Origin of the sequence: Tritonibacter sp. AK171 (assembly GCF_030127025.1) — a bacterium.
GTDB classification, from domain to species: Bacteria; Pseudomonadota; Alphaproteobacteria; order Rhodobacterales; family Rhodobacteraceae; genus Epibacterium; species Epibacterium mobile.
Genome location: NZ_CP126134.1, coordinates 3,058,228 through 3,082,370, shown reverse-complemented (window position 1 = coordinate 3,082,370; position 24,143 = coordinate 3,058,228). Strand labels below are relative to the sequence as shown.

The 24,143-nt window shown below is 56.4% G+C and carries 23 protein-coding genes; 13 read left to right on the top strand and 10 right to left on the bottom strand.

The genetic code is table 11. The features are described from left to right. Positions 1–25 precede the first annotated feature (25 nt). Positions 26–742 carry a glutathione S-transferase family protein gene (locus QNI81_RS14545; RefSeq protein WP_283966951.1) on the bottom strand — a complete coding sequence of 239 codons (717 nt, stop codon included), beginning with the start codon at positions 740–742 and terminating at the stop codon, positions 26–28. 83 nt (positions 743–825) lie between these two features. On the opposite strand from QNI81_RS14545, the gene QNI81_RS14540 reads away from it, so the two are divergent. Next, a complete protein-coding gene (locus tag QNI81_RS14540; protein WP_283966950.1) occupies positions 826–1,518 on the top strand; it encodes a helix-turn-helix transcriptional regulator in 693 nt (230 codons plus the stop codon). 107 nt (positions 1,519–1,625) lie between these two features. Then, positions 1,626–2,993: a lytic murein transglycosylase gene (locus tag QNI81_RS14535; RefSeq protein ID WP_283966949.1), complete on the top strand. Its 1,368-nt coding sequence runs from the start codon at positions 1,626–1,628 to the stop codon at positions 2,991–2,993. 80 nt (positions 2,994–3,073) lie between these two features. On the opposite strand, the gene QNI81_RS14530 is transcribed toward QNI81_RS14535, so the two are convergent. The 6 genes from QNI81_RS14530 to QNI81_RS14505 form a co-directional block, all read right to left on the bottom strand. Further along, complete coding sequence (locus QNI81_RS14530) at positions 3,074–4,249, bottom strand: ABC transporter permease (protein WP_283966948.1); 1,176 nt, start codon at positions 4,247–4,249, stop codon at positions 3,074–3,076. Between the two features lie 7 nt (positions 4,250–4,256). Further along, on the bottom strand, positions 4,257–5,882 hold the full coding sequence (locus QNI81_RS14525) for an ABC transporter permease (RefSeq protein WP_283966947.1): 1,626 nt from the start codon (positions 5,880–5,882) through the stop codon (positions 4,257–4,259). 111 nt (positions 5,883–5,993) lie between these two features. Next, on the bottom strand, positions 5,994–7,100 hold the full coding sequence (locus QNI81_RS14520; RefSeq protein WP_065331464.1) for an extracellular solute-binding protein: 1,107 nt from the start codon (positions 7,098–7,100) through the stop codon (positions 5,994–5,996). Positions 7,101–7,205: 105 nt separating this feature from the next. Then, positions 7,206–8,306 carry an ABC transporter ATP-binding protein gene (locus QNI81_RS14515; RefSeq protein WP_009177852.1) on the bottom strand — a complete coding sequence of 367 codons (1,101 nt, stop codon included), beginning with the start codon at positions 8,304–8,306 and terminating at the stop codon, positions 7,206–7,208. A gap of 315 nt (positions 8,307–8,621) precedes the next feature. Further along, the gene (locus tag QNI81_RS14510; RefSeq protein ID WP_283966946.1) at positions 8,622–10,019 is read right to left on the bottom strand and encodes an aspartate aminotransferase family protein; all 1,398 of its coding nucleotides are present in this window, start codon (positions 10,017–10,019) and stop codon (positions 8,622–8,624) included. Positions 10,020–10,084: 65 nt separating this feature from the next. After that, the gene (locus QNI81_RS14505) at positions 10,085–10,831 is read right to left on the bottom strand and encodes a GntR family transcriptional regulator (protein ID WP_283966945.1); all 747 of its coding nucleotides are present in this window, start codon (positions 10,829–10,831) and stop codon (positions 10,085–10,087) included. A gap of 87 nt (positions 10,832–10,918) precedes the next feature. On the opposite strand from QNI81_RS14505, the gene QNI81_RS14500 reads away from it, so the two are divergent. The 5 genes from QNI81_RS14500 to QNI81_RS14480 all read left to right on the top strand — a co-directional run bounded on the left by QNI81_RS14500 (position 10,919) and on the right by QNI81_RS14480 (position 16,238). Next, positions 10,919–12,007 (top strand): polyamine ABC transporter substrate-binding protein, encoded by a 1,089-nt coding sequence (locus QNI81_RS14500; RefSeq protein WP_065330202.1) that lies wholly within the window; start codon positions 10,919–10,921, stop codon positions 12,005–12,007. 91 nt (positions 12,008–12,098) lie between these two features. Next, positions 12,099–13,238, top strand: a complete 1,140-nt coding sequence (locus QNI81_RS14495; RefSeq protein WP_172599649.1) for an ABC transporter ATP-binding protein — start codon at positions 12,099–12,101, stop codon at positions 13,236–13,238. Continuing rightward, positions 13,238–14,119, top strand: a complete 882-nt coding sequence (locus tag QNI81_RS14490; RefSeq protein WP_005607984.1) for an ABC transporter permease subunit — start codon at positions 13,238–13,240, stop codon at positions 14,117–14,119. Before QNI81_RS14495 ends, QNI81_RS14490 begins: the two co-directional genes overlap by 1 nt. Further along, positions 14,116–14,934, top strand: coding sequence for an ABC transporter permease (locus QNI81_RS14485; protein WP_009178010.1), 819 nt, complete (start codon positions 14,116–14,118; stop codon positions 14,932–14,934). Before QNI81_RS14490 ends, QNI81_RS14485 begins: the two co-directional genes overlap by 4 nt. Further along, on the top strand, positions 14,931–16,238 hold the full coding sequence (locus QNI81_RS14480; RefSeq protein WP_283966944.1) for an NAD(P)/FAD-dependent oxidoreductase: 1,308 nt from the start codon (positions 14,931–14,933) through the stop codon (positions 16,236–16,238). Before QNI81_RS14485 ends, QNI81_RS14480 begins: the two co-directional genes overlap by 4 nt. Here the strand turns inward: QNI81_RS14480 and QNI81_RS14475 are convergent. The 3 genes from QNI81_RS14475 to QNI81_RS14465 are packed head-to-tail and all read right to left on the bottom strand — an operon-like array spanning position 16,211 to position 19,338. After that, a complete protein-coding gene (locus QNI81_RS14475; protein WP_283966943.1) occupies positions 16,211–17,098 on the bottom strand; it encodes a phosphotransferase in 888 nt (295 codons plus the stop codon). The genes QNI81_RS14480 and QNI81_RS14475 overlap by 28 nt on opposite strands. Positions 17,099–17,120: 22 nt before the next feature. Then, on the bottom strand, positions 17,121–17,816 hold the full coding sequence (locus QNI81_RS14470; protein ID WP_283966942.1) for a flagellar hook assembly protein FlgD: 696 nt from the start codon (positions 17,814–17,816) through the stop codon (positions 17,121–17,123). Positions 17,817–17,820: 4 nt separating this feature from the next. After that, complete coding sequence (locus QNI81_RS14465; protein WP_283966941.1) at positions 17,821–19,338, bottom strand: flagellar hook-length control protein FliK; 1,518 nt, start codon at positions 19,336–19,338, stop codon at positions 17,821–17,823. A 125-nt stretch (positions 19,339–19,463) separates the two neighbouring features. Here QNI81_RS14465 and QNI81_RS14460 point away from each other — a divergent pair, with 125 nt between their 5' ends. From QNI81_RS14460 to QNI81_RS14435, 6 genes are all read left to right on the top strand, one after another. Next, positions 19,464–19,754 carry a rod-binding protein gene (locus QNI81_RS14460; RefSeq protein WP_005607969.1) on the top strand — a complete coding sequence of 97 codons (291 nt, stop codon included), beginning with the start codon at positions 19,464–19,466 and terminating at the stop codon, positions 19,752–19,754. After that, a complete protein-coding gene (locus tag QNI81_RS14455; protein ID WP_005607966.1) occupies positions 19,751–20,119 on the top strand; it encodes a flagellar protein FlgN in 369 nt (122 codons plus the stop codon). The genes QNI81_RS14460 and QNI81_RS14455 overlap by 4 nt, the downstream gene beginning before the upstream one ends. A gap of 215 nt (positions 20,120–20,334) precedes the next feature. Beyond that, complete coding sequence (locus QNI81_RS14450) at positions 20,335–21,183, top strand: flagellin N-terminal helical domain-containing protein (RefSeq protein WP_126136030.1); 849 nt, start codon at positions 20,335–20,337, stop codon at positions 21,181–21,183. A gap of 87 nt (positions 21,184–21,270) precedes the next feature. After that, a complete protein-coding gene (flaF, locus tag QNI81_RS14445) occupies positions 21,271–21,642 on the top strand; it encodes a flagellar biosynthesis regulator FlaF (RefSeq protein ID WP_005607961.1) in 372 nt (123 codons plus the stop codon). Positions 21,643–21,644: 2 nt separating this feature from the next. After that, entirely contained in the window at positions 21,645–22,049 is a 405-nt protein-coding gene (gene flbT, locus QNI81_RS14440) for a flagellar biosynthesis repressor FlbT (protein ID WP_005607958.1), read from the top strand. After that, complete coding sequence (locus QNI81_RS14435) at positions 22,046–23,998, top strand: DUF1217 domain-containing protein (protein WP_283966940.1); 1,953 nt, start codon at positions 22,046–22,048, stop codon at positions 23,996–23,998. Before flbT ends, QNI81_RS14435 begins: the two co-directional genes overlap by 4 nt. The last annotated feature ends 145 nt before the right edge of the window (positions 23,999–24,143 follow it).

The following is a 24,143-nucleotide window of genomic DNA, read 5'->3' as shown; positions in this document are numbered from 1 at the left end:
TCAGATGTCATCAACTGCGCCAAACTTACGCCGCCTGCGGGAGTGTCAGCGCGCCCTGCTCCATCACGCGGAAAACATAGGCCAAGAGTTTACCGTGGCCCTGTGTCACCTCAACTGCCTGCGGCGCAGCAGGTGCACGGGACAGGGCCTCAATCATCGGCGCGGTAGAACAATCGGCGGCGGTCATCTGATCTCCAAACAAGAAACGCTGATCGCCCAAGATACTCTCAATCGCCGTTAAATCCTGCTCCAGTCGCTTCAAACGCTCCGCCCGGTCGAACCGCGAATGCCCTGTGAAGTGCAGACCGTCCAAAACTTTGGCGCGAAACCCATTTACTGGTTCTTCCGGCACACCAGCAAAAACCGTCTGCAGCATCCCCGCCCAGCCGTCATCTTCGAGCCAACGAGCACACATAAGCTGCAACCACAGCGACTCGTCCACCACGCGGATGAGCGCGCGTGATTGACCCTTTTGAACAGCACTGAGCCCTGCATCGAACTCTGCGCCCCGGTCCTCAAGAAAACGACGGATACCTTCGCTGTCCGGGATCAATGTGCCCGTGTCATCACGCACCACCGGCAGTTTTGTATGGGGCATCCGTGCGAGTTCAGCAGGGTCGTGCACATCCTGCCGCTGCCACTCCTCACCGGACATCTGCAGCAGCAGCGCCGCTTTGGTACAAAACATGCTGTAGCTGTAAAAGCCGTCGCCACCACCGTGGGTCAATAGGGTCAACATCATCTCTCTCCATTTGGGATGTGATGAGGATGTGCTACACGGGCCTATTGACAGATTTTGTCATTAGGGGAAGGCACACTCAACGGATGACCAAGACAGAACGCCTCTTTCGTCTGATGCAAACCCTTCGCCAGCTGCCACCACCAGTGACAGCGGAGCAACTCGCACGGGATCTTGGCGTTTCGGGTCGGACCATTCACCGCGATATCGATGCGCTTCGGGCTTTGGGTGCCGTGATCGACGGGGCCGCAGGATTTGGGTTCACCCTGATTGAGGATGCGACTCTGCCGCCGCTCGGGTTTGGAGCCACAGAGCTGGAGGCGCTGGTCTTGGGTCTGTGCGAGGTTCAACAAAAGGGTGATCCCGATCTGGCAGAGGCAGCCCGGACCGCCCTCAGAAAGCTTCGCGCCCGCCTGCCGCAAAGTCAGGCCGACAGGCTGCAACACGCTGTACTTTCGGCACATAGCTTTGCCCCTCCCCTCACCCCGATGGTGGACGCCGCAGTGCTGAGGCAGGCCACATGGGATGAGCGCCAAGTTGGGTTTGATTATGTGGATGCCAAAGGCGACGCGACCCAGAGGCAGGTAAAACCGCTTGGGCTGGTCTATTTCGACAAGTCCTCAGTCCTGGTTGCATGGTGCCTGTTACGGCAGGACTTCCGTGTGTTTCGTCTGGACCGCATGCGTTCATTGGTGGTGACTGAAATCTCCTTTCGGCCCCACCGCGTCAGACTCTACCGCGAGGCACTCGAACATTTGCGCAACCAGACCTACAGCTGACCGGCGAGGCTATGCTGAGGGACGCACTGTCGCATCAGAGCGCTTTTGCACCGACGCCTCTCGCGTTACAGTTGAGACAAGAAACAGAGCAGGTGTTGAGGTTGATTATGCGCAGCTGGATAAGGACAGCGCTGTGGCTCGGGGCCGTTTTACCCGCAGGTGCGGCGCTGGCAGCGACTGAAAACAAGATCGAATTGCAGGGCACACCACGACCGCTGGAGCGCCCTGCCCTAGACAATAGTGATGCGGCAGCTCCGATACAGCTTGCCTCGGCAACCACGTTGCGACCTGTCGCCCGTACGAATGTGGCGACGGCTGCCGAGAAGGCTCTTGCGACTGCGGGTGAAACCAGTGGTAGCGCAGCCTTTCCGGCGTGGATCAAGGAGTTCCAGGTGCGCGCGCAAGCGCAAGGCATCAGCGCATCGACACTCCGGCGCGCGTTTGAAGGGGTGACGTATGACCCCTCTGTCATCAAGCGCGATCGTAACCAGTCTGAATTCAGCAAGACAATCTGGGAATACCTCGACAGTGCGGCCTCGGACAGCCGGGTCAGCAATGGCAACAAGGCGCTGCATGCCCACCAAGCCAAGCTACAACAGATCGAGAAACACTATGGTGTCGACAAGGAGATCGTTGTTGCGGTCTGGGGACTAGAAAGCAGTTACGGCACTTTCCGAGGGGACATGGATATCATCCGCTCGTTGGCAACGCTGGCTTATGACGGGCGGCGCGGTTCTTTCTTTGAGCAACAACTGATCGCCGCGCTAAAAATCCTGCAGGCGGGGGATGTAGACCCACGTTCCATGACCGGCAGCTGGGCGGGAGCGATGGGGCACACGCAATTTATGCCCACATCCTACCTCGACTATGCGGTGGATTTCACCGGTGACGGCAAACGTGACATCTGGTCGGACACGCCCACCGACGCACTGGCCTCCACAGCTGCTTATCTGAAAAAATTCGGATGGGTCACAGGCCAGCCATGGGGAGTCGAAGTCGTTTTGCCGCGCGATTTTGATTTCACACTCGCCAATCGCAAAATCAAAAAGAGTCCGGCTGACTGGGCAAAACTCGGCGTGCGCGCGATGAATGGGCAGCCCGTGGCAAATCACGGCGACGCGTCAATCCTGCTGCCTGCAGGTGGCAAGGGCGCAGCTTTCATGATTTTCAAGAATTTCTCGGTGATCGAGCGATACAACACGGCGGATGCCTATGTCATCGGTGTCGGTCACTTGAGTGATCGGCTGAAAGGTGGCGAGAAGATCAAAGGCAGCTGGCCACGCGGCGACCGGGCACTGACATTCTCGGAGCGTAAAGAGTTGCAACAACGTCTGACACGCGCCGGGTTTAGCACGGATGGCATTGATGGCCGCATAGGCCCCAATACAGTGGCCGCCGTGCGCGCCTATCAGAGCGCAAAGGGGCTGATGCCAGATGGTTATGCCTCGCTGACGCTGTTGGAAAAGCTCCGGTAACACCCCAATACTCCCCCAATCCGGCGCGATACGAAAAAGCCCCGCTCGATGGCGGGGCTTCTTTCTTGTCGTGAGGTAGGTCAGCTCGGGCTCATGCCGCGCAGTCGCTCACTACGCCGCCGCAGCATTTCCACTGTCGTCAGCAGGCAGATCGAGATCGCAACCAGAATAGTCGCCACCGCAAGGATTGTGGGAGAGATTTGTTCGCGCAAGCCAGTAAACATCTGCCATGGCAGGGTTTTCTGCCCAGCAGAGCCAACAAAGAGCACCACAACCACCTCGTCGAAGGAGGTGATGAATGCAAATAGACCGCCAGAGATCACACCCGGCAGGATGAGCGGCATCTGCACCCGGAAAAACGTGGTGACAGGACCAGCCCCCATGTTTGCGGCCGCACGTGTCAGAGAGCGATCAAAGCCCACAAGCGTCGCGGTCACAGTGATGATCACAAAGGGAATGCCCAGCGCGGCGTGCGCCAACACAACGCCAAAATACGTGCCCTGCAAACCGATGCGGCTGTAGAAGAAGTACATGCCCGCAGCAGAGATGATCAGTGGCACGATCATCGGTGAGATCAGGATCGCCATAATCGCACGACGGAAGGGCACATGCGGCTGGCTCAGGCCGATGGCGGCCAAAGTACCAAAGCCCACCGACAGAAGCGTCGCCATCGGAGCAATCGAAAGTGAATTCCAAAGCGCCTGTTGCCAGTCCGCGTTGGTGAAGAAGTCACGATAGTGCTTCAGCGAATAACCCTCGGGATCAAACCGCAGCATCTCGGGCGTGAAGGTAAAGAAGTTCTCCGCGTTGAACGACAGCGGCATCACTACGAGGATTGGCGTGATCAGGAACACGAAGATCGCGCCACAAATCACCCGAAAGCTGTAGTGCCACAGTACCTGCCCCGGTGTCAGATAGGGAGCAAGAGTGGAGCGGTAGCGCGAGGTTGCGAGCCAGAAGATGAACCAGCCCGTGAACCAACCAAAAAGCGCGCCAATCACCAGAGCAGGAAACCCGCCGATGAAAAATCCTGCCACCGCAAAGACGGCCAGAACAGCCCAGCGGATCGGTTTTTCCTGTGCGGTGAGCGACGTGAAGACAAAGCCGAGGACGCCCAGAAGGACCGCCCCGATAATCAGGCCCAGAAAGCCCGATCCCTGAGCCGTGCCGACGAAGAGGCCAAAGAAGGCCCCTGCGCCGGCCGCCACTGCGGCGGTGAAAGCGGGAGTTTGGTTTTGAACAGGTGTAAGTGCCATGTTTGTCTTATCCCAGCTTCACATTGTCGATGCCGACGATCTTGTCATAGGCCCAGTAGAGCAGCAGAACCACCACGAGGAGGATCGTGCCCAGTGCCGCCGCAAGACCCCAGTTAAGAGACTGCGAGATGTGGAAGGCGATCCGGTTCGAGATGAACACGCCCTTCGTACCACCAACCAGTTCCGGCGTGATGTAGTAACCAATGGCCAGAATGAAGACGAGGATTGAACCCGCCCCGATGCCCGGTACCGACTGCGGAAAGTACACTCGCCAGAAAGCCGTCCAATTGGTCGCCCCCAGCGATTTCGCAGCCCGCAAATAAGACGGGTTAATTGTCTGCATCACCGAATACATCGGCAGGATCATAAACGGCAGCAGGATGTGGGTCATCGCCACAATAGTACCGAATTGGTTGTTGATCATCACCAGACGGTCATTGTCTGCTACGATCCCCAGCCAAACCAGAACGTCATTGATAACCCCCTGTTGCTGCAACATGACTTTCCACGCCGATGTCCGCACCAAAAGTGAGGTCCAGAACGGCAGCAGCACGAGGATCATGAGAACGTTCGCGGTGCGTGACGGCAGATTCGCCAAAATCCATGCCACCGGATAGCCAAGCACGATACAGCTGACCGTGATAGCAAGCGACATGATCATAGTGCGCAGGAACAATGTACCATAGATGCGCTGCAGCTCAGGGCGCAGTTCAGGACCGTCATGGCCTTTCTGAAAATCGGCAGCATTCAGGAAGTAACCGTTCGTGTACTTGCTGGAGTAGGTCTTGATGGTGCGCCAGACTTCCGGATCTGCCCAATCCTCGTCTATGTCCACAAATGCATCGCGGGTAGACATGGTTTGCCACTCGGGCGACTGGATCGCTGCTGCGGCAGTTGCAAGACGTGCGGCAGTGTCTCCTTCAAACGCAGAGGCTGCATCGGGGTTGTCCGCCAGATCATGGTACAGCGCCATATAGACCGGCGCCCATGGCTCCTCTTTGGTCGGGCTGTCCTGATCTTCTGTCTGAATAGTGCGCGCCCACGCAGTATAAGCATCCGTCGCGCCGGGCAAAACCTCGGCCGCAGCGGAAGAGTACTCAAACCGGGGTTCATCTTCGCCACCGGCCGATGCAGCCCAGCTTGGATCTGCAAAAAGCGCGATCAGCGCCTGCGGCTCTTCCCACGCCGGGTCTAGCTCAACGAATTGGTCCAGATAGACCTCGCCCATGTCATCGACTTTGCGGCCTGCCTTGCGAAACAGCGAGGAGATACCCGCGTTCTCATAGTTCAGACGCGATCCGACACGGGTGTGGACCTTCTTTTCGGCGGCGACAACCAGATCATAGGCCAAGGCGTCAAACGTCGACTCTGGCGGTGCCTCGCCGCCGTCAGCGTCATAGGTTTGCACCGCTGCGGTTGTGCGCGGCAGCGTCTCAGAGACGATGCTGTTCTCAACTGATCGGAACAACATGTCGCCGATCGGGAGAATGAATGTCAGCAGAACAAAGAGAAGGAGCGGTGCGATCAAGGCCAGCGCGCGCATCTTCTGCATCCGGAGCGCCCGTGCGAGGCTACGCTTTAGCGGCGTGCCATCTGCAGCAAGGACCGGTCCGGTATCGGTTGTGTCGCTCATTTAAGGGAGCCCCCCGGGGTGTTGGTGCGGGTATTATTATTATCTTTGGTGGAGAGAGGGCCAGAATGCCCGGCCCCCTCCCGGATCCGTACTCACATTACGTGCGAGAGATTATTGAGCCAGCCACGCCTGGAACTTTGCGTCCATATCGTCGCGGTTGTCTGCCCACCACTCGTAGTCATAGATGTGCACGTTGGTCGCGTTGGCCGGGTCGGTCGGCATATGCGGTGCCATGTCGATACCCAGTTCTTCGTGCTTACCCACCAGCGGTGCAGAGGATGCACGCGCAGGACCGTAGGAGATGTATTTCGCCTGATCGGCCAGACGCTGGGTGTCTGTGGCGAACTTCAGGAAGTCCATCACGCGCGCTTTACGATCTTCAGGCAGGCCTTCCGGTACGATCCAGCCATCCAGATCGAACGACTGCATGTCCCAAAGCATGCCGATGGGCTGGTCCTGCTCTGCAATCGCAGAGAACAGACGGCCATTGTAGGTCGAACCCATGACAACTTCACCGTCCGCCAGCAGCTGCGGTGTTTCAGCGCCAGCGCTCCACCATACGACGCTATCCTTGATCGTATCGAGTTTGGCCAGCGCGCGCGCTACGCCTTCGTCGGTGTCCAGAACGTCATAGATCTCGTCCTTGGCAACGCCGTCGCAGAACAAAGCCCATTCCATGTTGTCGATCGGACGCTTCTGCAGCGCACGCTTGCCCGGGAAGGCTTCAAGGTCGAACACGTCGCAAACGGAGCTGGGCGCCGTGTCACCTACCAAATCGGTGCGGTAGCCGAATGTGGTGGAGTAAACGATCTGCGGAACAAAGCAGTCAGAGACAAGCAAGTCACCGAAGTCGTCAGACGCAGAGGTACCGTCAGGGGCTGCAGCAAGGTCTTCGTCCGGGTCGATTTCCATTGCCAGACCTTCGTCGCACAGGCGCATCGCATCAGAAGCGACAACGTCAACCAGATCCCAGGTGACGTTACCCGCTTCGGACATCGCCCGCAGCTTTGCGGTGGCTTCAGCAGAGCTCTCATCCCAGACAACGGTCACGTCGGGATTCATTTCCAGATAAGGCTCAACGTAAGCTTTCAATTGGCTCTGCTGGTAGGCACCGCCCCAGGACACCAGGGTCATTTCATTCGCCATATCCGCAGCCAAAGCCATCGGCGCGCAGAGTGCGGTCGTGGCGGCCAGAGCCGACAGGTTACGCAATTTCATAGTGTATTCTCCTTGTTGAGACACTGAATCTTTTAGTTTGAGTTTCAGATGTGGGTCCCCCGATCCGTTTTTTCGCCGGGGGTTCCGATGCGCTGCCGGTCGCGATCAAGCGTCCAGAGCGCGGCAGTCTTCGGGCAGCCAGCCGATTTCAATCTGCTGGCCGGGCTGAAGACGAACCTGATCAGGGGCGTTCCGGGTTTTGATGATGAACTCATCATTGCCCGCCACACGCAGGCGAGTGCGGAAGATGTCACCCATGTAGATGAACTCCAACACTTCCGCCTTGAGCGTATGTACGCCTTCCTGCAGGCGTTCCTTGTTATATTCCACACGTTCCGGGCGGATCGACACGCGGGTGCGCTGACCGACTTCGGACACGTTGATGGGCATGGCATCGATCAACTCGCCACCATCGAGCTGCACCAAGGCACGGCCTTCGCCAATTTCCTTGATCACACCTTCAAGCGTGTTGTTCTCGCCGATGAACTGCGCCACGAAACTGTTCGCAGGCTCTTCGTACAATTGGTCCGGCGGTGCGAGCTGCTGAATGCGACCATCGTTGAACACGGCAACGCGGTCCGACATGGTCAGCGCTTCAGTTTGGTCGTGGGTCACGTAAACCGTGGTGATTCCCAGCTGGTGCGCCAAGTGGGTGATTTCGAACTGCATTTTTTCACGCAGCTGCTTGTCGAGCGCCCCAAGTGGCTCGTCCATCAACACCAATTCAGGTTCAAACACCAGCGCGCGTGCAAGGGCGACACGCTGTTGCTGACCACCGGAGAGCTGCGCTGGACGACGGCCTCCGAAGTCCCCCATCTCCACCATATCGAGCGCGCGTTTGACTTTTGCTTCGCGCTCGGACTTGCCCAGTTTGCGAACCTCGAGCGGGAAACTGAGGTTCTCGGCAATCGTCATATGTGGAAACAGGGCGTAATTCTGGAACACCATCCCGATGCCACGTTTGTGCGGTGGAATGTTGTTGATCGACACCCCGCCCAGCCGGATGTCGCCGTGAGTGGCGGTTTCAAAACCTGCCAGCATCATCAGACATGTTGTCTTTCCCGACCCCGACGGTCCCAGCATGGTCAGGAATTCGCCCTTGGGCATGGTGAGGTTTAGATCTTTGACGACGAGTGTCTCACCGTCATAGCTCTTTTGCACGCGTTCGAATTCAACGAACGCGTCAGTATTCGACGCATCGGCCAAATCAGGCTCCCCGTTTATGTTCTTATTTGTGGCGGATTTGCTCCGCTCTTGATGACTTAGTGTAAGCACAGTGCCGTTCCACTGTGCAACCGGCACGCATATGTCCGGTTCAGCTTCGCAGTGGGTTTCTTAACACTCTGGGACGATCACTCGACGCACCCGGTAGTTTTACGACCCAAACTAGATCTTTTGCGTCATATTGGGATAATTTTACCGGTGAGTACAACAGGGCTGGCGAGGTTTTTTTAGACGAATGCATAAAAAAGGGGCCACTCAAGGCCCCTTGTGATGAATTCGAATCACCAAACTGAGTGATCAAGTTGCCGATTTCAGCAGGTCTTGTGCCTGAAGTTCGGCATAACACTCGTCCAGTGATTTGGTCGCCCGTGCGATCAGCGTGTCAATTTCTTCCGGTGTGATCACCAGCGGCGGTGAGATAATCATCCGGTCGCCCACATGACGCATCACCAAATTGTTGGCAAAGCAGCGCTCACGACAGATGAAGCCAACAGTGCCTGCATCAGAGGCGAAGGCTGCGCGCGTTTCTTTGTTCGGTGTCAGGGCAATGGACCCCATCATACCGACAATCTTCGCTTCTCCGACCAGCGGGTGGTCCGTCAGCGCTTCCCATTTCTCCTTGAGATAGGTCGCGGCCACGTTCCGGACGTGATCCAATACGTTTTCTTCTTCGAGAATACGCAGGTTCTCTAGGGCCACAGCAGCGGCCACCGGGTGCCCGGAATAGGTATAGCCATGATTGAACTCATCCTGCGCAATCACACCTGCCACCTCGTCGGAGACAATAGATCCACCAATCGGCGCGTAACCTGATGACAGCCCTTTGGCGATGGTCATGATGTCGGGGCGAATACCCATTGTCTCAGAACCGAACCAGTTCCCGGTGCGGCCAAAGCCACAGATCACCTCGTCTGCAATCAGCAAAATTTCATATTTATCACAGATACGCTGGATCTCGGGCCAATAGGTTGCGGGCGGCACGATAACACCACCAGCACCCTGCACAGGTTCCGCAATAAAGGCCGCGACCCGATCTTCGCCCAGTTCGAGAATGGCTTTCTCCAACTCTTGCGCGCGCTGAAGACCAAAGTCATCAGGGCTGGTATCGCCCCCTTCGGCCCACCAATGCGGTTGGTCGATGTGGTGAATATCCGGAATCGGCAGACCGCCCTGAGCATGCATGGCCGACATACCACCAAGAGAACCAGAGCCCACCGAGGAACCGTGATAGGCGTTTTTACGTGAGATGATGATGGATTTGGTCGGTTTGCCCTTCATCGCCCAGTAATGACGCACCATGCGAATGTTGGTGTCATTAGCCTCGGAACCGGAACCGGCAAAGAACACATTGTTCAGATCGCCCGGCGCCAGTTCAGCGATCTTTGCCGCGAGCGCAATGGCAGGCACATGGGTGGTCTGAAAGAAGGTGTTGTAATACGGCAGTTCGCGCATCTGGCGCGCTGCCACCTCGGCCAGTTCGTCGCGACCGTAGCCAATATTGACGCACCAAAGTCCCGCCATCGCATCAAGGATCTCGTGACCTTCGCTATCGGTCAGAGTGACGCCATTGGCGCGCGTGATGACCCGCGCGCCCTTCTGCGCCAGACCGCCGTTTGCGGTGAAAGGGTGCATGTGGTGCGCCGCATCCAGCGCCTGCAGTTCTGCGGTCGGCAGATGGTTGGTAATCGTCGTCATTGATGACACTCCTGAACGGGAAGCTTTCGTCCAGAATATGATCAAAAATCACACTGTCAATCGAATCAGTTGATCGGAGTCAGCCCCGCTCGAACCTGCTCCATGCCCTGCAAGACGTCCCGTTCCATCGCCAGCGCGACAAGATCCGCATCTTTTTTACGCAGGCCTTCAAGGATGTCTTTATGACGGTCTGGAAAGCTCTGTGTGCCAAAGCGTCCGCAGACCACCCGAAGCGACGGGCCAAAGCGCAGCCAGAGACGATCCGCCAGATCCGCAAGGATCGGCGCATCCGCATGGGTATTGAGCCTGCTGTGGAACTCGTAGTTGAGCGCCAGATACCCGGCCACATCACCGTTGGCTATGGCGACATCCAATTGCAGATCGAGCGCTTCTAGCGCGTCTACAGCAGGCGCAGGAATACGGGTTGCAGCACGACGGGCCAACTCACATTCCATTGTTTTTCTTGCAAAAATAAGCTCATCCACATCTTCTGCACGAAGTTCAGGAACAGAAACGCGACGATTTCCCTGAAACACCAGCGCCCCGTCAGAGATCAATCTGCGGATCGCTTCACGCACAGGTGTCATGCCGCTGTCCAATGCCTCCACCAGACCCTGAATCGTCACCGCCTGCCCCGGCGCCAGTTCACCAAACAATATCTGCGCCCGCAGACGCTGATAAACTTGCTCATGCGCGGGGAGTTTTGCGGCCCCTTCGACGGGGGAAACGGATGGCGGATTTGGCACATTCACCGGGCTTGGATCCTTCTCATTTTCGGACAGCTTGCACGAAGGAAATACAGATGAAAACATAAAGTGTCTTGCCGGATGAGGCAAAACTTGATCAAAATAGCCCACAGCCGGACGGAAAAGACGCCGGTATGCACAGGGGAGATTCTCATGAAAATCACAACGGCCACCATCGTGTCCGCCATCGCACTCAGCGTCGCAGCCGCCGCTTCGGCTGAGCAAGTGCGCGTCTACAACTGGTCCGACTACATCGACGAATCGCTGTTGGCGAAATTCGAAGAAGAGACCGGCATTGACCTGATCTATGACGTTTTCGATTCCAATGAGCTGCTTGAGACCAAGATGCTCGCCGGTGGTTCTGGATATGACGTGGTGGTGCCCACCGGCTCATTCCTGCAGCGCCAGATCCAAGCGGGTGTGTTCCAGAAGATCGACAAGGACAAGCTGTCAAACTACGGCAATGTCTGGGACGTCATTCAGGATCGCACCGCGCGTTTTGATCCAAACAACGATTATTCGATCAACTACATGTGGGGCACCACAGGCATGGGGACCAATCTCGGCAAAGTGACCGAGGCCCTTGGCGAAGATGCCCCGATCGACAGTCTCTCGCTGGTCTTTGACCCCGCCAACATGGAAAAGCTATCCGAATGCGGCGTGCATTTCCTTGATGCCCCGGATGAGTTGATCCCTGCCGCACTGACCTATCTCGGGCTAGACCCCAACAGCCACGAAAAAGACGATCTGGAGCAGGCAGCAGGCGTGCTGGAAGCCGTGCGCCCCTATGTGCAGAAATTCCACTCTTCTGAATATATCAATGCGCTCGCGAATGGCGATATTTGCGTCGCCTTCGGCTGGTCCGGTGACATTTTGCAAGCCCGCGACCGCGCGGCCGAGGCTGATAACGGTGTGGAAATCGCTTACAACGCCCCATCTGAGGGTGCGTTGATGTGGTTCGATCAGATGGCCATTCCAACGGACGCACCCAACCCGGACGGAGCGCATAAGTTTCTGAACTTCATCCTCGACGCTCAGAATATGGCTGCCGCATCGAACTATGTGTATTACGCCAATGGCAACAAAGCCTCGCAAGAGTTTCTGGCCGAAGACGTGATCGGAGATCCGGCGATCTACCCCTCTGCCGCTGCGATGGAAAATACTTACATCAAAGGTCCATATCCGCAGAAAGTACAGCGCGTGGTGACACGCCTGTGGACCCGTGTGAAATCCGGCACCTGAGACCCATCAGACCGAACCTCCGGCAGGGCGGCGTACACAGGCGCCCTGCCCCGACTGACAGAAGACGACGGGCAGGCTTTGGGCCGCCCGCATGGGGGCAGACTTGGCAATACCGGTATTTGAACCCTGGACCGATCCGCAGGCTAAGCCGCTGATCCAATTCCAGAATGTGACCAAACGCTTTGGCGATTTCACTGCAATCGACGACCTGACCATCGACATTTTTGAGCGCGAGTTCTTTGCGCTATTGGGTCCGTCTGGCTGTGGAAAAACCACAATGATGCGGATGCTTGCAGGCTTTGAAGCCCCAACAGAAGGCAAGATTTTCCTTGCCGGGCAAGATATCGCACCCGTTCCCCCAAACCAACGCGCTGTGAACATGATGTTCCAGTCCTATGCGTTATTTCCTCACCTTAGTGTCTGGGAAAACATCGCCTTTGGCCTGAAACGCGAAGGCCTGCCCCGCAATGATATCAACGCACGCGTCGAAGAGATGCTACGCCTGACCCGGCTGGAAAAATTCGCCCGTCGCAAACCGCATCAGATTTCCGGCGGACAACGCCAACGGGTGGCACTGGCCCGCAGTCTCGCAAAAGCACCCAAACTGTTGCTCTTGGATGAGCCGCTCGGCGCACTCGATAAGAAACTGCGCGAAGAAACCCAGTTCGAACTGATGGACATTCAGGAAAAGACCGGCACCACCTTTGTGATCGTTACCCACGATCAGGAAGAAGCCATGACAGTGGCGAGCCGGGTCGCCGTGATGGACAATGGCAAGGTGATGCAAGTCGCCACACCTGCAGATATTTACGAGGCACCAAATTCCGTCTATGTCGCTGATTTCATTGGCGACGTTAATCTGATCGAGGGCACGGTTACCGCAACTGGTGAAGGCGTATACGCGCTGCACTGGCGCGAGGGTGCCGCACCTTTGGTCGTAAAATCCCCCAACACAATCTCTGATGGCGAAACCGCACATCTGGCGATCCGCCCTGAGAAAGTCACCATCAGCGCCGACAAACCCGAAAGCGCCGATAATGCCGTGCAGGGCAAGGTCTTGGATATCGCCTATCTCGGCAACCTCTCGACCTACCACGTCGAACTGCCCACCGGCGATGTGATCAAGGCACAAACCGCCAACACCCGCCGCATTTCGCGTCGTGCCTACACATGGGAAGACACCGTCTGGCTGTCCTGGACAGCCACCGGCGGCGTCTTGCTGGGTGAGTGATGCGCCGTTTTTTCCTGATCGCTGTTCCCTACGTCTGGCTCTTGGCACTGTTTTTGGTGCCCTTCATCATCGTCCTTAAAATCTCGCTCTCGGATGCGGCTATCGCGCGCCCCCCCTATGTCCCACAGTTCGAGTGGGCTGAGGGCATTCGCGCGTTCTTCGCAGAACTGGATTTTGAGAACTTTACATGGCTCATCGAGGACGACCTTTACTGGAAAGCCTATCTCAGTAGCCTTCAGATCGCGCTGACATCGACCCTGCTAACGCTGATCGTGGGCTACCCCATCGCCTATGGCATGGCGCGCGCGCCCGAAGAATGGCGACCGACGCTGATGATGCTGGTGATTCTGCCGTTTTGGACCTCATTCCTGATCCGTGTCTATGCGTGGAAGGGCATCCTGTCGAACGAAGGCTTCCTCAATCAGTTCCTGATGTGGACCGGCCTTGTATCCGAACCTCTGCAGATCCTGAACACCACCACCGCCGTCTATATCGGCATCGTCTACACCTATCTGCCGTTTATGATTCTGCCGATCTATGCGGCGCTGGAACGGATGGACGACAGCCTGATCGAGGCGGCCGAGGACTTGGGCTGTTCGCGCCTATCGGCGTTCTGGCTGGTGACCATACCCCTGTCCAAAGGGGGCATCATCGCGGGCTGTTTCCTCGTCTTTATCCCGGCAATGGGCGAATTTGTGATCCCTTCGTTGCTCGGCGGATCTGACACGCTAATGATCGGCAAAGTGCTGTGGGAGGAGTTCTTCTCCAATCGCGATTGGCCGGTGGCAAGCGCGGTTGCAGTGATCCTGCTATTGATCCTCGTGGTGCCGATCGTTTTGTTCCAACGCAATCAGCAAAAAGAACAGGAGGGCGACGCATGAAACGTCTGAGCGCATTCAATGTGGTCTCGCTGACGCTTGGCTTTGCCTTCCTCTATATTCCGATGCTGATCCTGATCCTGTTTTCCTTCAATGAAAGCAAACTGGTGACGGTCTGGGCAGGCTTTTCGACCAAATGGTACGGCGAGCTGATGCAGAATGAGGCCATGCTGCAAGCCGCATGGGTTACCGTAAAGGTTGCAGTATTCTCTTCAACCATCGCCACCGTGCTTGGAACCATGGCGGCTTACGTCATGGTGCGCGGCGGACGCTTTATGGGCCGGACGTTGTTTTCCGGCATGATCTACGCGCCTTTGGTCATGCCTGAAGTGATCACCGGCCTGTCGCTCTTGTTGCTGTTCATCGGCATCGGCTTGGACCGTGGTGTGCTGACAATTGTGCTGGCACATACCACGTTTGCCATGTGTTACGTTTCCGTTGTGGTCTCTTCACGGCTTGCGACATTTGATCGTTCTCTGGAAGAGGCGGCGCTGGATCTCGGATGCTCTCAAGCACAAGCATTCCGCTTGGTCACACTGCCAATTATCGCACCTGCCGTGGTCTCCGGCTGGCTTTTGGCCTTCACCCTGTCGCTTGATGATCTGGTGATCGCTTCTTTCACAACCGGCCCAGCCGCGACGACCCTGCCGATCAAGATCTTCTCGGCCGTGCGGCTCGGTGTCAGCCCGGAGATCAATGCGCTCTCGACCATTATGATCGGCATCGTCACTGTCGGCGTGATCAGCGCATCGCTCATTAGCAAACGAGCATTGGTGAAGCAGCGGCGCGAAGAACAGGAAGCGGTGCGCACCGCATGATGCGCCGCATCTTTTCCGACTACGCCTATGGGGCAGGTCCACGCAGCACCTGCTGGTGGGATGAGACCTGCTCTGCGCCCATCTGGCCACAGCTTCAGGGGGATCAGACCGTTGATGTGGCGATCATCGGTGGCGGTTTCACCGGGCTTTCGGCCGCACTGCATATGTCGGAGGCGGGGCTGAGGGTTGCAGTCCTGGAAGCCGAATCACCCGGTTGGGGCGCATCAGGGCGCAATGGCGGATTTTGTTGCCTCGGCGGCGCAAAGCTTGGCGCGCGCGCCATGTCGCGCCTGCACGGCAGTCAGGAAACACAGGTCTATCAGGCGGGCGAGGAGGCCGCCGTCCACTTGGTAGAACAGCTGATCGCCCGCCATGGGATTGATGCGGATACACATTCACAGGGCGAAACCGTCATGGCGCATTCCGCCAAGGCCCGCACCGCTCTGATGCGAGAGGCGGAAGACACGCGATCCGAGTTCGTCGACGCCCCTCAACTGGCTGCCCAGGGTCTGGGCGGAAACTTTCACGGCGCGCTCACCACCCCTGTAGGTTTTGCGCTCAATCCACGTAAATATCTCTTTGGTTTGGCAGATGCTACACAATCAGCAGGTGCAGATCTCTATCAGAACAGCCCTGCGATCAGCCTGCACCATGACGGCAAACACTGGCACGCTGTCACGCCAAGAGGTCAGTTGCGCGCCGCACAGATGGTCATCGCAACCAACGGATATTCCAGCGAAAACCTGCCCGATTGGCTCGCCGGCCGCTACATGCCAGCACAGTCCACAGTGATGGTCACGCGGCCCATCACACCGGACGAACAGGCGATGCAGAGTTGGACATCGGCGCAGATGACCTACGACACACGCCATATGCTGCATTATTTTCGCCTGATGCCGGATGGGCGATTTCTGTTCGGGATGCGCGGAGGGCTGACGTCTTCACCCCGCTCCGAGCAAAAGATTCGCGCCCTACTGCGTAGCCATTTTGAAGGGTTGTTTCCGAAGTGGAAGCATGTGGAAACCACACATAGCTGGTCTGGGATGGTCTGCCTTTCGCGAAACCTCGTGCCTTTTGTGGGGTCCGTTCCAGAGCATCAGGGTTTGTTCGCGGGGCTTTGCTATCACGGCAATGGTGTTGCCATGGGCAGCTATTCCGGCGCGCTTCTGGCGCAACTCGTACAGGGTAACACCCCCGATATGCCCTATTCAAAGGTCCTGCAGCGCCTGCCTCGCTTCCCGTTGGGGCGCGCCAGACGTCTGCTGATGCCGCCTGCCTATGGGCTCCTGAGCCTGCTCGATTGAAGCTCGGCCACTTCCAGATCACACGCCTCCCGATCCCCGCGCCACGCACAATACGCCGCCATCCGCCAGTGGAACCAAGGTTTCAGCGCGTAATAGCGCGCCACCACCCTGCGATCCGGATAAGCTAAACCAAACTGCGCCTCTTCCTCAGATGACAACACACGCCCGCGATAAAGGTGCTGCATTGCGGGAGAGAGAAACATTGCCAAATCTTCTGCCGGATCACCCAGCTGCGGACATTGCCAGTCGATCAAAGTCAAAGTGCCATCATGAGCCACGAGATTCCCGGGTACCGGATCGCCATGGATCAGGCAAACCTGCGATGTCGGCGGCACCACACCCCGCGGGGCCATCGACACTAAACCTGCGTCCGTAGAACACTGCGCAAGAATCTCACGCGTTTGCTCTGTCAACGCACGAGATCCATTGCGGCCTGCTGGAAGATCCGGAAGCGCCGTTTGGTCATGCAGAATGCCCAACAACCGCGCTACATGACCCGCATCTTCATGCCAGCGCGAACCCGCGACATGACGATAAATAAGCCATGCCCGCCCCTGCCACGTTCCATGCGCCAGATAACGGGGTGCCATACCGGTTCCATTGAGCGCCAATAGCACAGATCTTTCGCGTCCCCACTCATTGGCAAATAGCGGGTTCTGACAGCCCTCTCGATAGAGTTTCACCACTCTGTCGCCTGACCGCCAGACATAGTTGCTGCGTCCACCCGTCAACACAACAGGGGCAGACATAGACCAGCCCTGCTGCGCCAGATGGCGAAACAGGGCTGTCTGGATCTCGTGTTGCGCAGATAGAGGCAAGAACGCTCCGCTGAACGGATCACCACCTGCCCCGGCGATCATGAGGCCCGGTTAATGCTGCGGATCAGGAACTGCCAGACGGCGTATCCGGGTCACGCAACGCAGTAACCGAGGTGGCGAGGATGGCGCTTCCGCTCTCGAGGATCAAGGCCACTTCACCATTCACGTTTTGAGTTTCCTCAACAACGCCATAGACTTCCGCAACTTCTGAGAGGATCACTTCACCCTTGGACGAGCTCTCAATCACAAAGGTATAAGATCCCTCGGGCAAGGTTTCGCCCTCCCCGTCCTTACCATTCCACTGGTAAGGCTCGGCAGAGACAGGCAATTCGACCCGCCCAACCTCATTTTCCTCGGCGTCATAGATGACCATTTCCACCTTATCCGCGACTGCAGCCGGATTCGGTGCCACAGAAATAGGAGTCGATCCATCAAAGTGAGCCGCGGCTTGCGCACGCACTTCTTTGCCGACCCAACCGGTCAATTGAGACATGTTGGAAAGCGACAGAGCCGTCAGCATACTGGTCAGCGTTTCATTGGTCAGAACCTGCTGTTCGACCGACGAGAACTGAGCCAGCTGCGCTGTGTAATCAGACGAATCCATCGGCTCCAGTGGATCCTGATACTTTGCCTGAGTCGTCATCAGCCGCAAGAACGTTTCAAAATCTGATGTGAGCGCGCTGGTCGCAGATTGTTTGCCTGCGGCCGCGCCGCCATTGGCCGTTTGCTGGGTACCTGCGCCTGTAACTGGAGTGGTCATGCTCTTATATCCTTATATCCAGCCGGTCGGCTGCGATGTTCAATTGTTGTGACAATGGAAGGCCAGACTGCGTCTCCTCGACAGCGTCGCCTTCACCCTGAAGACCCGATCCACCTGCGCCGCCATTGCCATCACCATCTTCGGATTGGCCCGCCTGCGCGTCAGAACCAAACTGGAAAGAGATGTCAGAAAAGCCCATTTCTTTGAACTCGCGGGCCAAATCCTGAATATGCCGCCGCATCAGATCTTCGGTTTCCGGGCGTTCCGCATTGATGGTGACCGTGACACCCACATCAGTGGTCATCACGCGCATGTTCACATGCCCCAACTCACGCGGGTTCAGAGTCACGTCCACATTGCGCTTGCCGCCAGTCGCGACGGCTTCTGCAAGTTGTTGTGCGACATGACGCGGTGTTTCAGCACGAAAGCTAGACGCCCCTGATCGCACCGATGCCTCCGCCAGCAGCTGTGGCAGAGCAAAGCTTTCTGCTCCACGCTGGGTTAGGATATCCTCACCAACTTTCGCCGCATCGCCTGTGCCCATAAGGCTCGTGACCACGGCGGAGCTTGATTTGAGGACGGTGTCGCTCAGTTGAGCTTGGGCTGTTGCCAAGGTCTGAGCCGTCCCGTTTGCAGCCGAATGCAACTGCCTCGTGTCGCCTGCGCTTATTTGAGCCCGAGCGCTCACAACCGTGGTCGCCGCCTGAGCCTGCACTGCAGTCAGAGGCATATCCCGAGCACGAATTTCTTCTTTGCCCACCTCAACTGGAGGAGCTGTTTTCAAAGCCTCGGCTGACGTCATAGCTTGCGTTTGAACGACCGGCTGCCCTTTCGTCTCAGGTGGCGTCGGACCGATCACTCGCTGCTGACGCACCTCTTCACGCTGCGCGTTCAAAAGTACGGACGTTCCATTGCGTTCCTGCGTATCAGACAGAGGACCTGCACGGGTGGCAATGGGCTGACTGTCTTCAATCTCCGCTTCTGCCTGTGGCATCGTGCGAGGCAAAGCTTCTGTTTTAGAAGGCGTTTCGACTGCCGATTCTTCAGTTACAGTCGATGTCTGCGCAAGCGGCGCTTGTACTGCAACTGCCCCGGCCTCTGCTACTATTTCAGCAGCATCGCTCTCTTCTGATGTGTGAAACTCGGGATCTGTCTCCGTATGCACATCTGAGGAGGTCTCGCCCTCTTCGGCCGTGCTGTTACCCACAACAAGCGGGTCAGCTTCAGCATCTTTATCAGATGACTCAAAGGGGAAGGTCTCCTCAGAAGCGGGTGCTGATTCAGATTCAGGTGCTGGTTCATCAGCTAACTGATCACCATTCACCTCTTGTGACTTAGCCTCTTCACCAGTTGGGGCGTCTGCCTCAACTGTTCCTTTGGAGGAGTTTTGATCTTGTTCGTTTGCTTTGCGGGCGAGGACGGACTCGAATGAATCACCGCCCCGGCGCGCCGGGTCTGTTCGCTTTGACGACTCAGCAGGCGTACTGCCAACTGATTGAGTCGTAAGGATTTTCGTAATCATGATCCACCGGATGTTCTATCTCGTGTGCATCCTGAATAAATGAAATCGGTTACGGCATTTTTAACCGCTTTTCGCGAAACTGAAAAATATCGAAGAATTCGACACAGTATCAGGACTGAGGCAAAATGCCCGTAACACATGTTTCGACGCCCGTAACGGCGGTCCCATATCCGCAAGCCAACGATCCAAAAGATCAAGCGTTGCGGCAGGCTGCGATTGATCTCGAAGCCTCCTTTCTTTCTGAAATGCTCAAAGCCGCTGGTCTCGGAAAAGCGCCTGAAGCCTTTGGTGGCGGCGCTGGTGAAGATCAGTTTGCTGGCCTTCTGGTCAATGAGCAGGCACGCGCAATGGCAGAAGCTGGCGGCATTGGGCTCGCAGAATCAATCTACAACTCACTGAAGGACTCTCAAGAATGAGCGCACTTACCGATCAAACCCCGCAAGCCATTATCAATGCGCTCGACACGCTGCTGGAAGAAGAGCGCGGTGCATTGACCAATGGCGAACTCCATAAACTTGAAGATATTCTCGCACGCAAAGAAGATCTGTTTGATCGCCTCAACAACATCACGGATCTGGAAAGCGGCGCACTCGAATCCGTGCAAAACAAAGTCACCCGCAATCAAGCTCTGCTCGGCAGCGCGATGCAGGGCATCAAGGCGGTCGCAAACCGTATGTCTGAACTGCGCAAGGTGAGAAAGGGTCTGGAGGTGTACAATCAATCTGGTCAACGCACCCGTTTTGCCACCACAGGCAGCCTGAAACTGGAGAAGCGTGCGTAACGCCGTCAGAGGTCTGGACAATTTTAAAAATGCAAATTGCGCCTTTAGCACTCTCTTAGCACCTAATACGCCAATGTCACCTTGCATCTCAAGCGAGGTGGCGCGGAAACCGAACGGTGAAGCACAGTCAGAACGACGACAGAGAGAGCTCCGGCAACGGAGCTGGGATTACCAAATCAAGGGCTAAAGTGCCCTAAATCAAAGGAACTCATGCTATGTCCAGCATTCTGACGAACAATGGTGCAATGGTTGCTCTGCAGACCCTCAAGTCTGTGAACACCGACCTGAACGACACCCAGAAAGCCATCTCCACCGGTAAGGAAATTGGCGTTGCGAAAGACAACGCAGCCGTTTGGGCGATCTCCAAAACCATGGAATCCGACATCGCGGGCTTTGAAGCGATCGAAGAAGGCCTGTCCATCGGCGAGGCAACCGTTGCCGTCGCATCCGCAGGCGCCGAACAGATCGTCGAAAAACTCACCGAAATCAAAGAACTGATCGTCTCCGCTCAGTCCGAAAACGTTGATCACGGCAAGATCCAGGACGACATTTCGTCCAAGGTTGATCAGGTCGCCGCAATCATCTCCGCTGCACAATTCAACGGCGCCAACCTGCTGGCGTCCGATGTTGACGGCAACGGCGCGACCAACGTAGGCGTTCTGGCCTCGCTGGACCGTGTCGGCGCAGGTGGTACAGTCTCCGCAGTTGAAATCACCATCGACTCCGTCGATTTTGAAGGTGATCTGGATCTTTCCTCTTCGCTGACCGCGATCACCGACACTGCCTCTGCAGCCTCTGCACTCGCTGAGATCGAGACCTTCCTGCAGACAGCTATTACCGGTGCTGCGGCTCTTGGTGCCGACTCCGCTCGTCTCGACGATCAGTCCGAATTCGTAAGCAACCTGGTCGACTCCATGACCATGGGTGTCTCGACAATGACCGACACCGACATGGAAGAAGCATCTGCTCGCCTCTCGGCCCTGCAAACCCAGCAGGAACTCGCAGTGCAGTCGCTGACCATTGCGAACGAAGCGCCGGGCTCACTGCTGCAGCTCTTCCGCTAAATCCGCCTTTGAGTTGGGGCGCTTAACAGCGCCCCAACTACCTTACTTCTCTGAGAATCAGTGAAAAATAATACGTTAGGATAACACGTGAATGCCCTTCTAAAGGCGAAGAGCGCCTATGCGGCGGCAAAAGCCCCGACCCGTACAGCACGGAACACCGAGTATGAAATCCTTGCCCGTATCACACATCGAATGATCGTGGCGAATGGCAAGGGCTCGGATGGATTCAAGGATCTTGTCGCAGCGGTTTCCGACAATCGCAAACTCTGGACACTCTTCACTTCGGATTTGGCCAAGGACGGCAACAAACTGCCGGACGAGTTGAAACAACGCCTGTTTCATCTGGCTCGCTTCACGCGTGAACACAGCAGCAAAGTTCTGGCCCGTAAGGCGTCAGTGCAGCCGCTGGTCGAAATCAACACAGCCATCATGCGTGGCCTTAGAAGCGGAGCGTCCTGAAAATGAGTGGATTGGTCCTTAAACTCGCCCCTAAAGAGCGTGTCCTGGTCAATGGAGCCGTAATCGAAAACGGAGATCGCCGCAGTCGCTTGTCGATCGTCACCCCTGATGCGCATATCCTGCGCCTACGGGACGCGATTCATCCAGAACAAGCGAATACGCCGGTACGCCGGGTTTGCTATGCAGCACAGCTGGTGCTGTCAGGTGATGTCGATCCCGAAGAGGATCGTCTGCCAATGCTGCGGCGGATCGAAGAGTTGAGCCAGGTCTTCACCGACCCGGACAGCCGTGCGGCCCTGTCAGAAGCAACCGAAGCTGTGATCAGCAACAACCACTACCGTTGCCTCAAAGCATTGCGTGCTTTGTTACCCCGGGAGGAACGGCTCATGGCCGTCAGAGCGCAATGACCTATACACCGCTCATTCCTTCATCAGGGGTTGCGGGCTGGAATTTTCTGCAATCGACCTATGACCGGCAATACGATGCCTTCGTCAAGTCGGGAAGCTTGAAAAACGACAGTGAATACTTCGCCGAGAACATCGGCGGAGTTACCTCCAGCGAGGATTTACTGAACGACCGCCGCCTGCTTCAGGTGGCGGTTAAGGCGTTTGGTCTTGAGGAGGAGATCAACTATCGCGCCCTGCTGCAACGTGCGCTCAACGAAGGCACATCTGCCAGCGATGCGCTTGCCAACACGATGAATGACGAGCGCTACGTTGAGTTCTCCAACGCATTTGGGTTTGGTCCCGGGCAGTCCCCGATGACCAGCGACAGCAAAGCCATGCAGGCGGTGATTGACAAGTTCCAGTCTGCCTCGTTTGAAGAAGCCGTTGGCGAAGTTGATGAAACGATGCGCACGGCTTTGTTTGCCAAACGCGCCATGATCGAAGTCTTCGGCGAGCCGGACGAAGACGATGTATCACAACTCAGCGTGAAAGAGCGTGCGCTGCGAGAATTTGATCTCTCGATGAAAGAGATCAATGGGAAGGGCGATGACGTACCCGGCGTAACCTCTGTCGAGGATCAATGGCAGGACATCGTTCAGCGCGATACGTTGCGAGAATTCTTTGACACAACATTACGTATCCCGGCAGGTGCTGCGGGCCTCGAGGAAGATGAACGTATCCAACTCTACCGCGAACGCGCACAGGTTGTTTTTGGCACCGAAGATCCGACCGTGTTCTTCTCTGGAGAGAATAAGGGAATCATCGTTTCTGCGTTTAAAACACGCGCCACGGTTGACGGAGATGACGCAGCTGAAATCGCCAAGATCGCAAAACTATCAGAGCATATCCTTGATCAGATGGTGTCTCGCGACGCCGCATTGAATGAGGAATGGGACTTCATCTCGCGCCAAGAGCCATTGGCAGAATTTATGAAAGTTGCCCTCGAACTGCCTGACGATATCGCGACGCGCAACACCAGTGACGCGATGCGGATTTATCGGGAAAAAGCGATCGAAGTGTTTGGTACCGATGATCCAAACATCTTTGCCAGTGCCGCCAACTTGGACGCTACGTTGAACACGTATCGAGAGAATGCGGCCGAAGCCGGCATGAGAAGCAGTGAAATTTCGGGCAATCTCCGCACCGTAGAAACGATCCTGAAATTCTCATTTGGTAAGGAAGATGCGGTTGACGGAGGAGACACAGATGCGGCTGACACTGCAGCAGTTGACGCAGGTTGGTACAGTATCATGGGCCAAACAGGTGTGCCTCGTTTCCTGAATACGGCTCTTGATGTGTCGTCAGGGCTTGAACCGGGTGAGACCTTTGAAGCGCTGACAGTCGAAGAGCAGCTTGCAATCTATAAAGAAAAAGCGGTCGAAATTTTCGGGACCGATGATCTCAAGGAACTGACCGGCCCCTACCAGATGGGCGCCGTGAGCGAGGCCTACAGAACCAACGCCGAGGCCGCTGGTGAAAGCGAATTTTTCATCACCTATTACTCTCAGATCGCTGAACGGGAGTTAGATATCCTGTTCCAAAGTGATGAAACCGATGCTGAAAAAGAATTTGAAGAGGCATTGGAAAAATTGCGGACTATGAACGACGAAGATGATGGCCCCAGCGCCAATTCGCAATGGTACACGATCATGGGCCAGCAAGCGATGACAGAGTTCATGCAGGTCGCTCTTGGCCTACCCAAGGAAGTCGGACAAATGGATATCGATCAGGCTGTTGGGGTATATCGGCGCAAGGCAGAACAAGTGCTGGGCACTGACAAACCTTCAGAGTTCATTTCTCGCGATAAGATGGATGAGCTGGTCAACATGTACCTGACGCGCTCGCAAATGAACAATATCAGCAGCGGATACAGCTCTGGTAGTGCGGCATTGATGATGTTGCGTAGCTGAGCCTTCAAAGTCTGACAAAATGAAAAACGCCCCAGTTTCATGGGGCGTTTTTCTATCTGATCGGCTAAATTTGAATTGATGTTGGGCAGCCATGGCTCAGCTGTGCCGCCCTTGCAGGCCAGTTGCTACCGCTTCAGGCGATCAA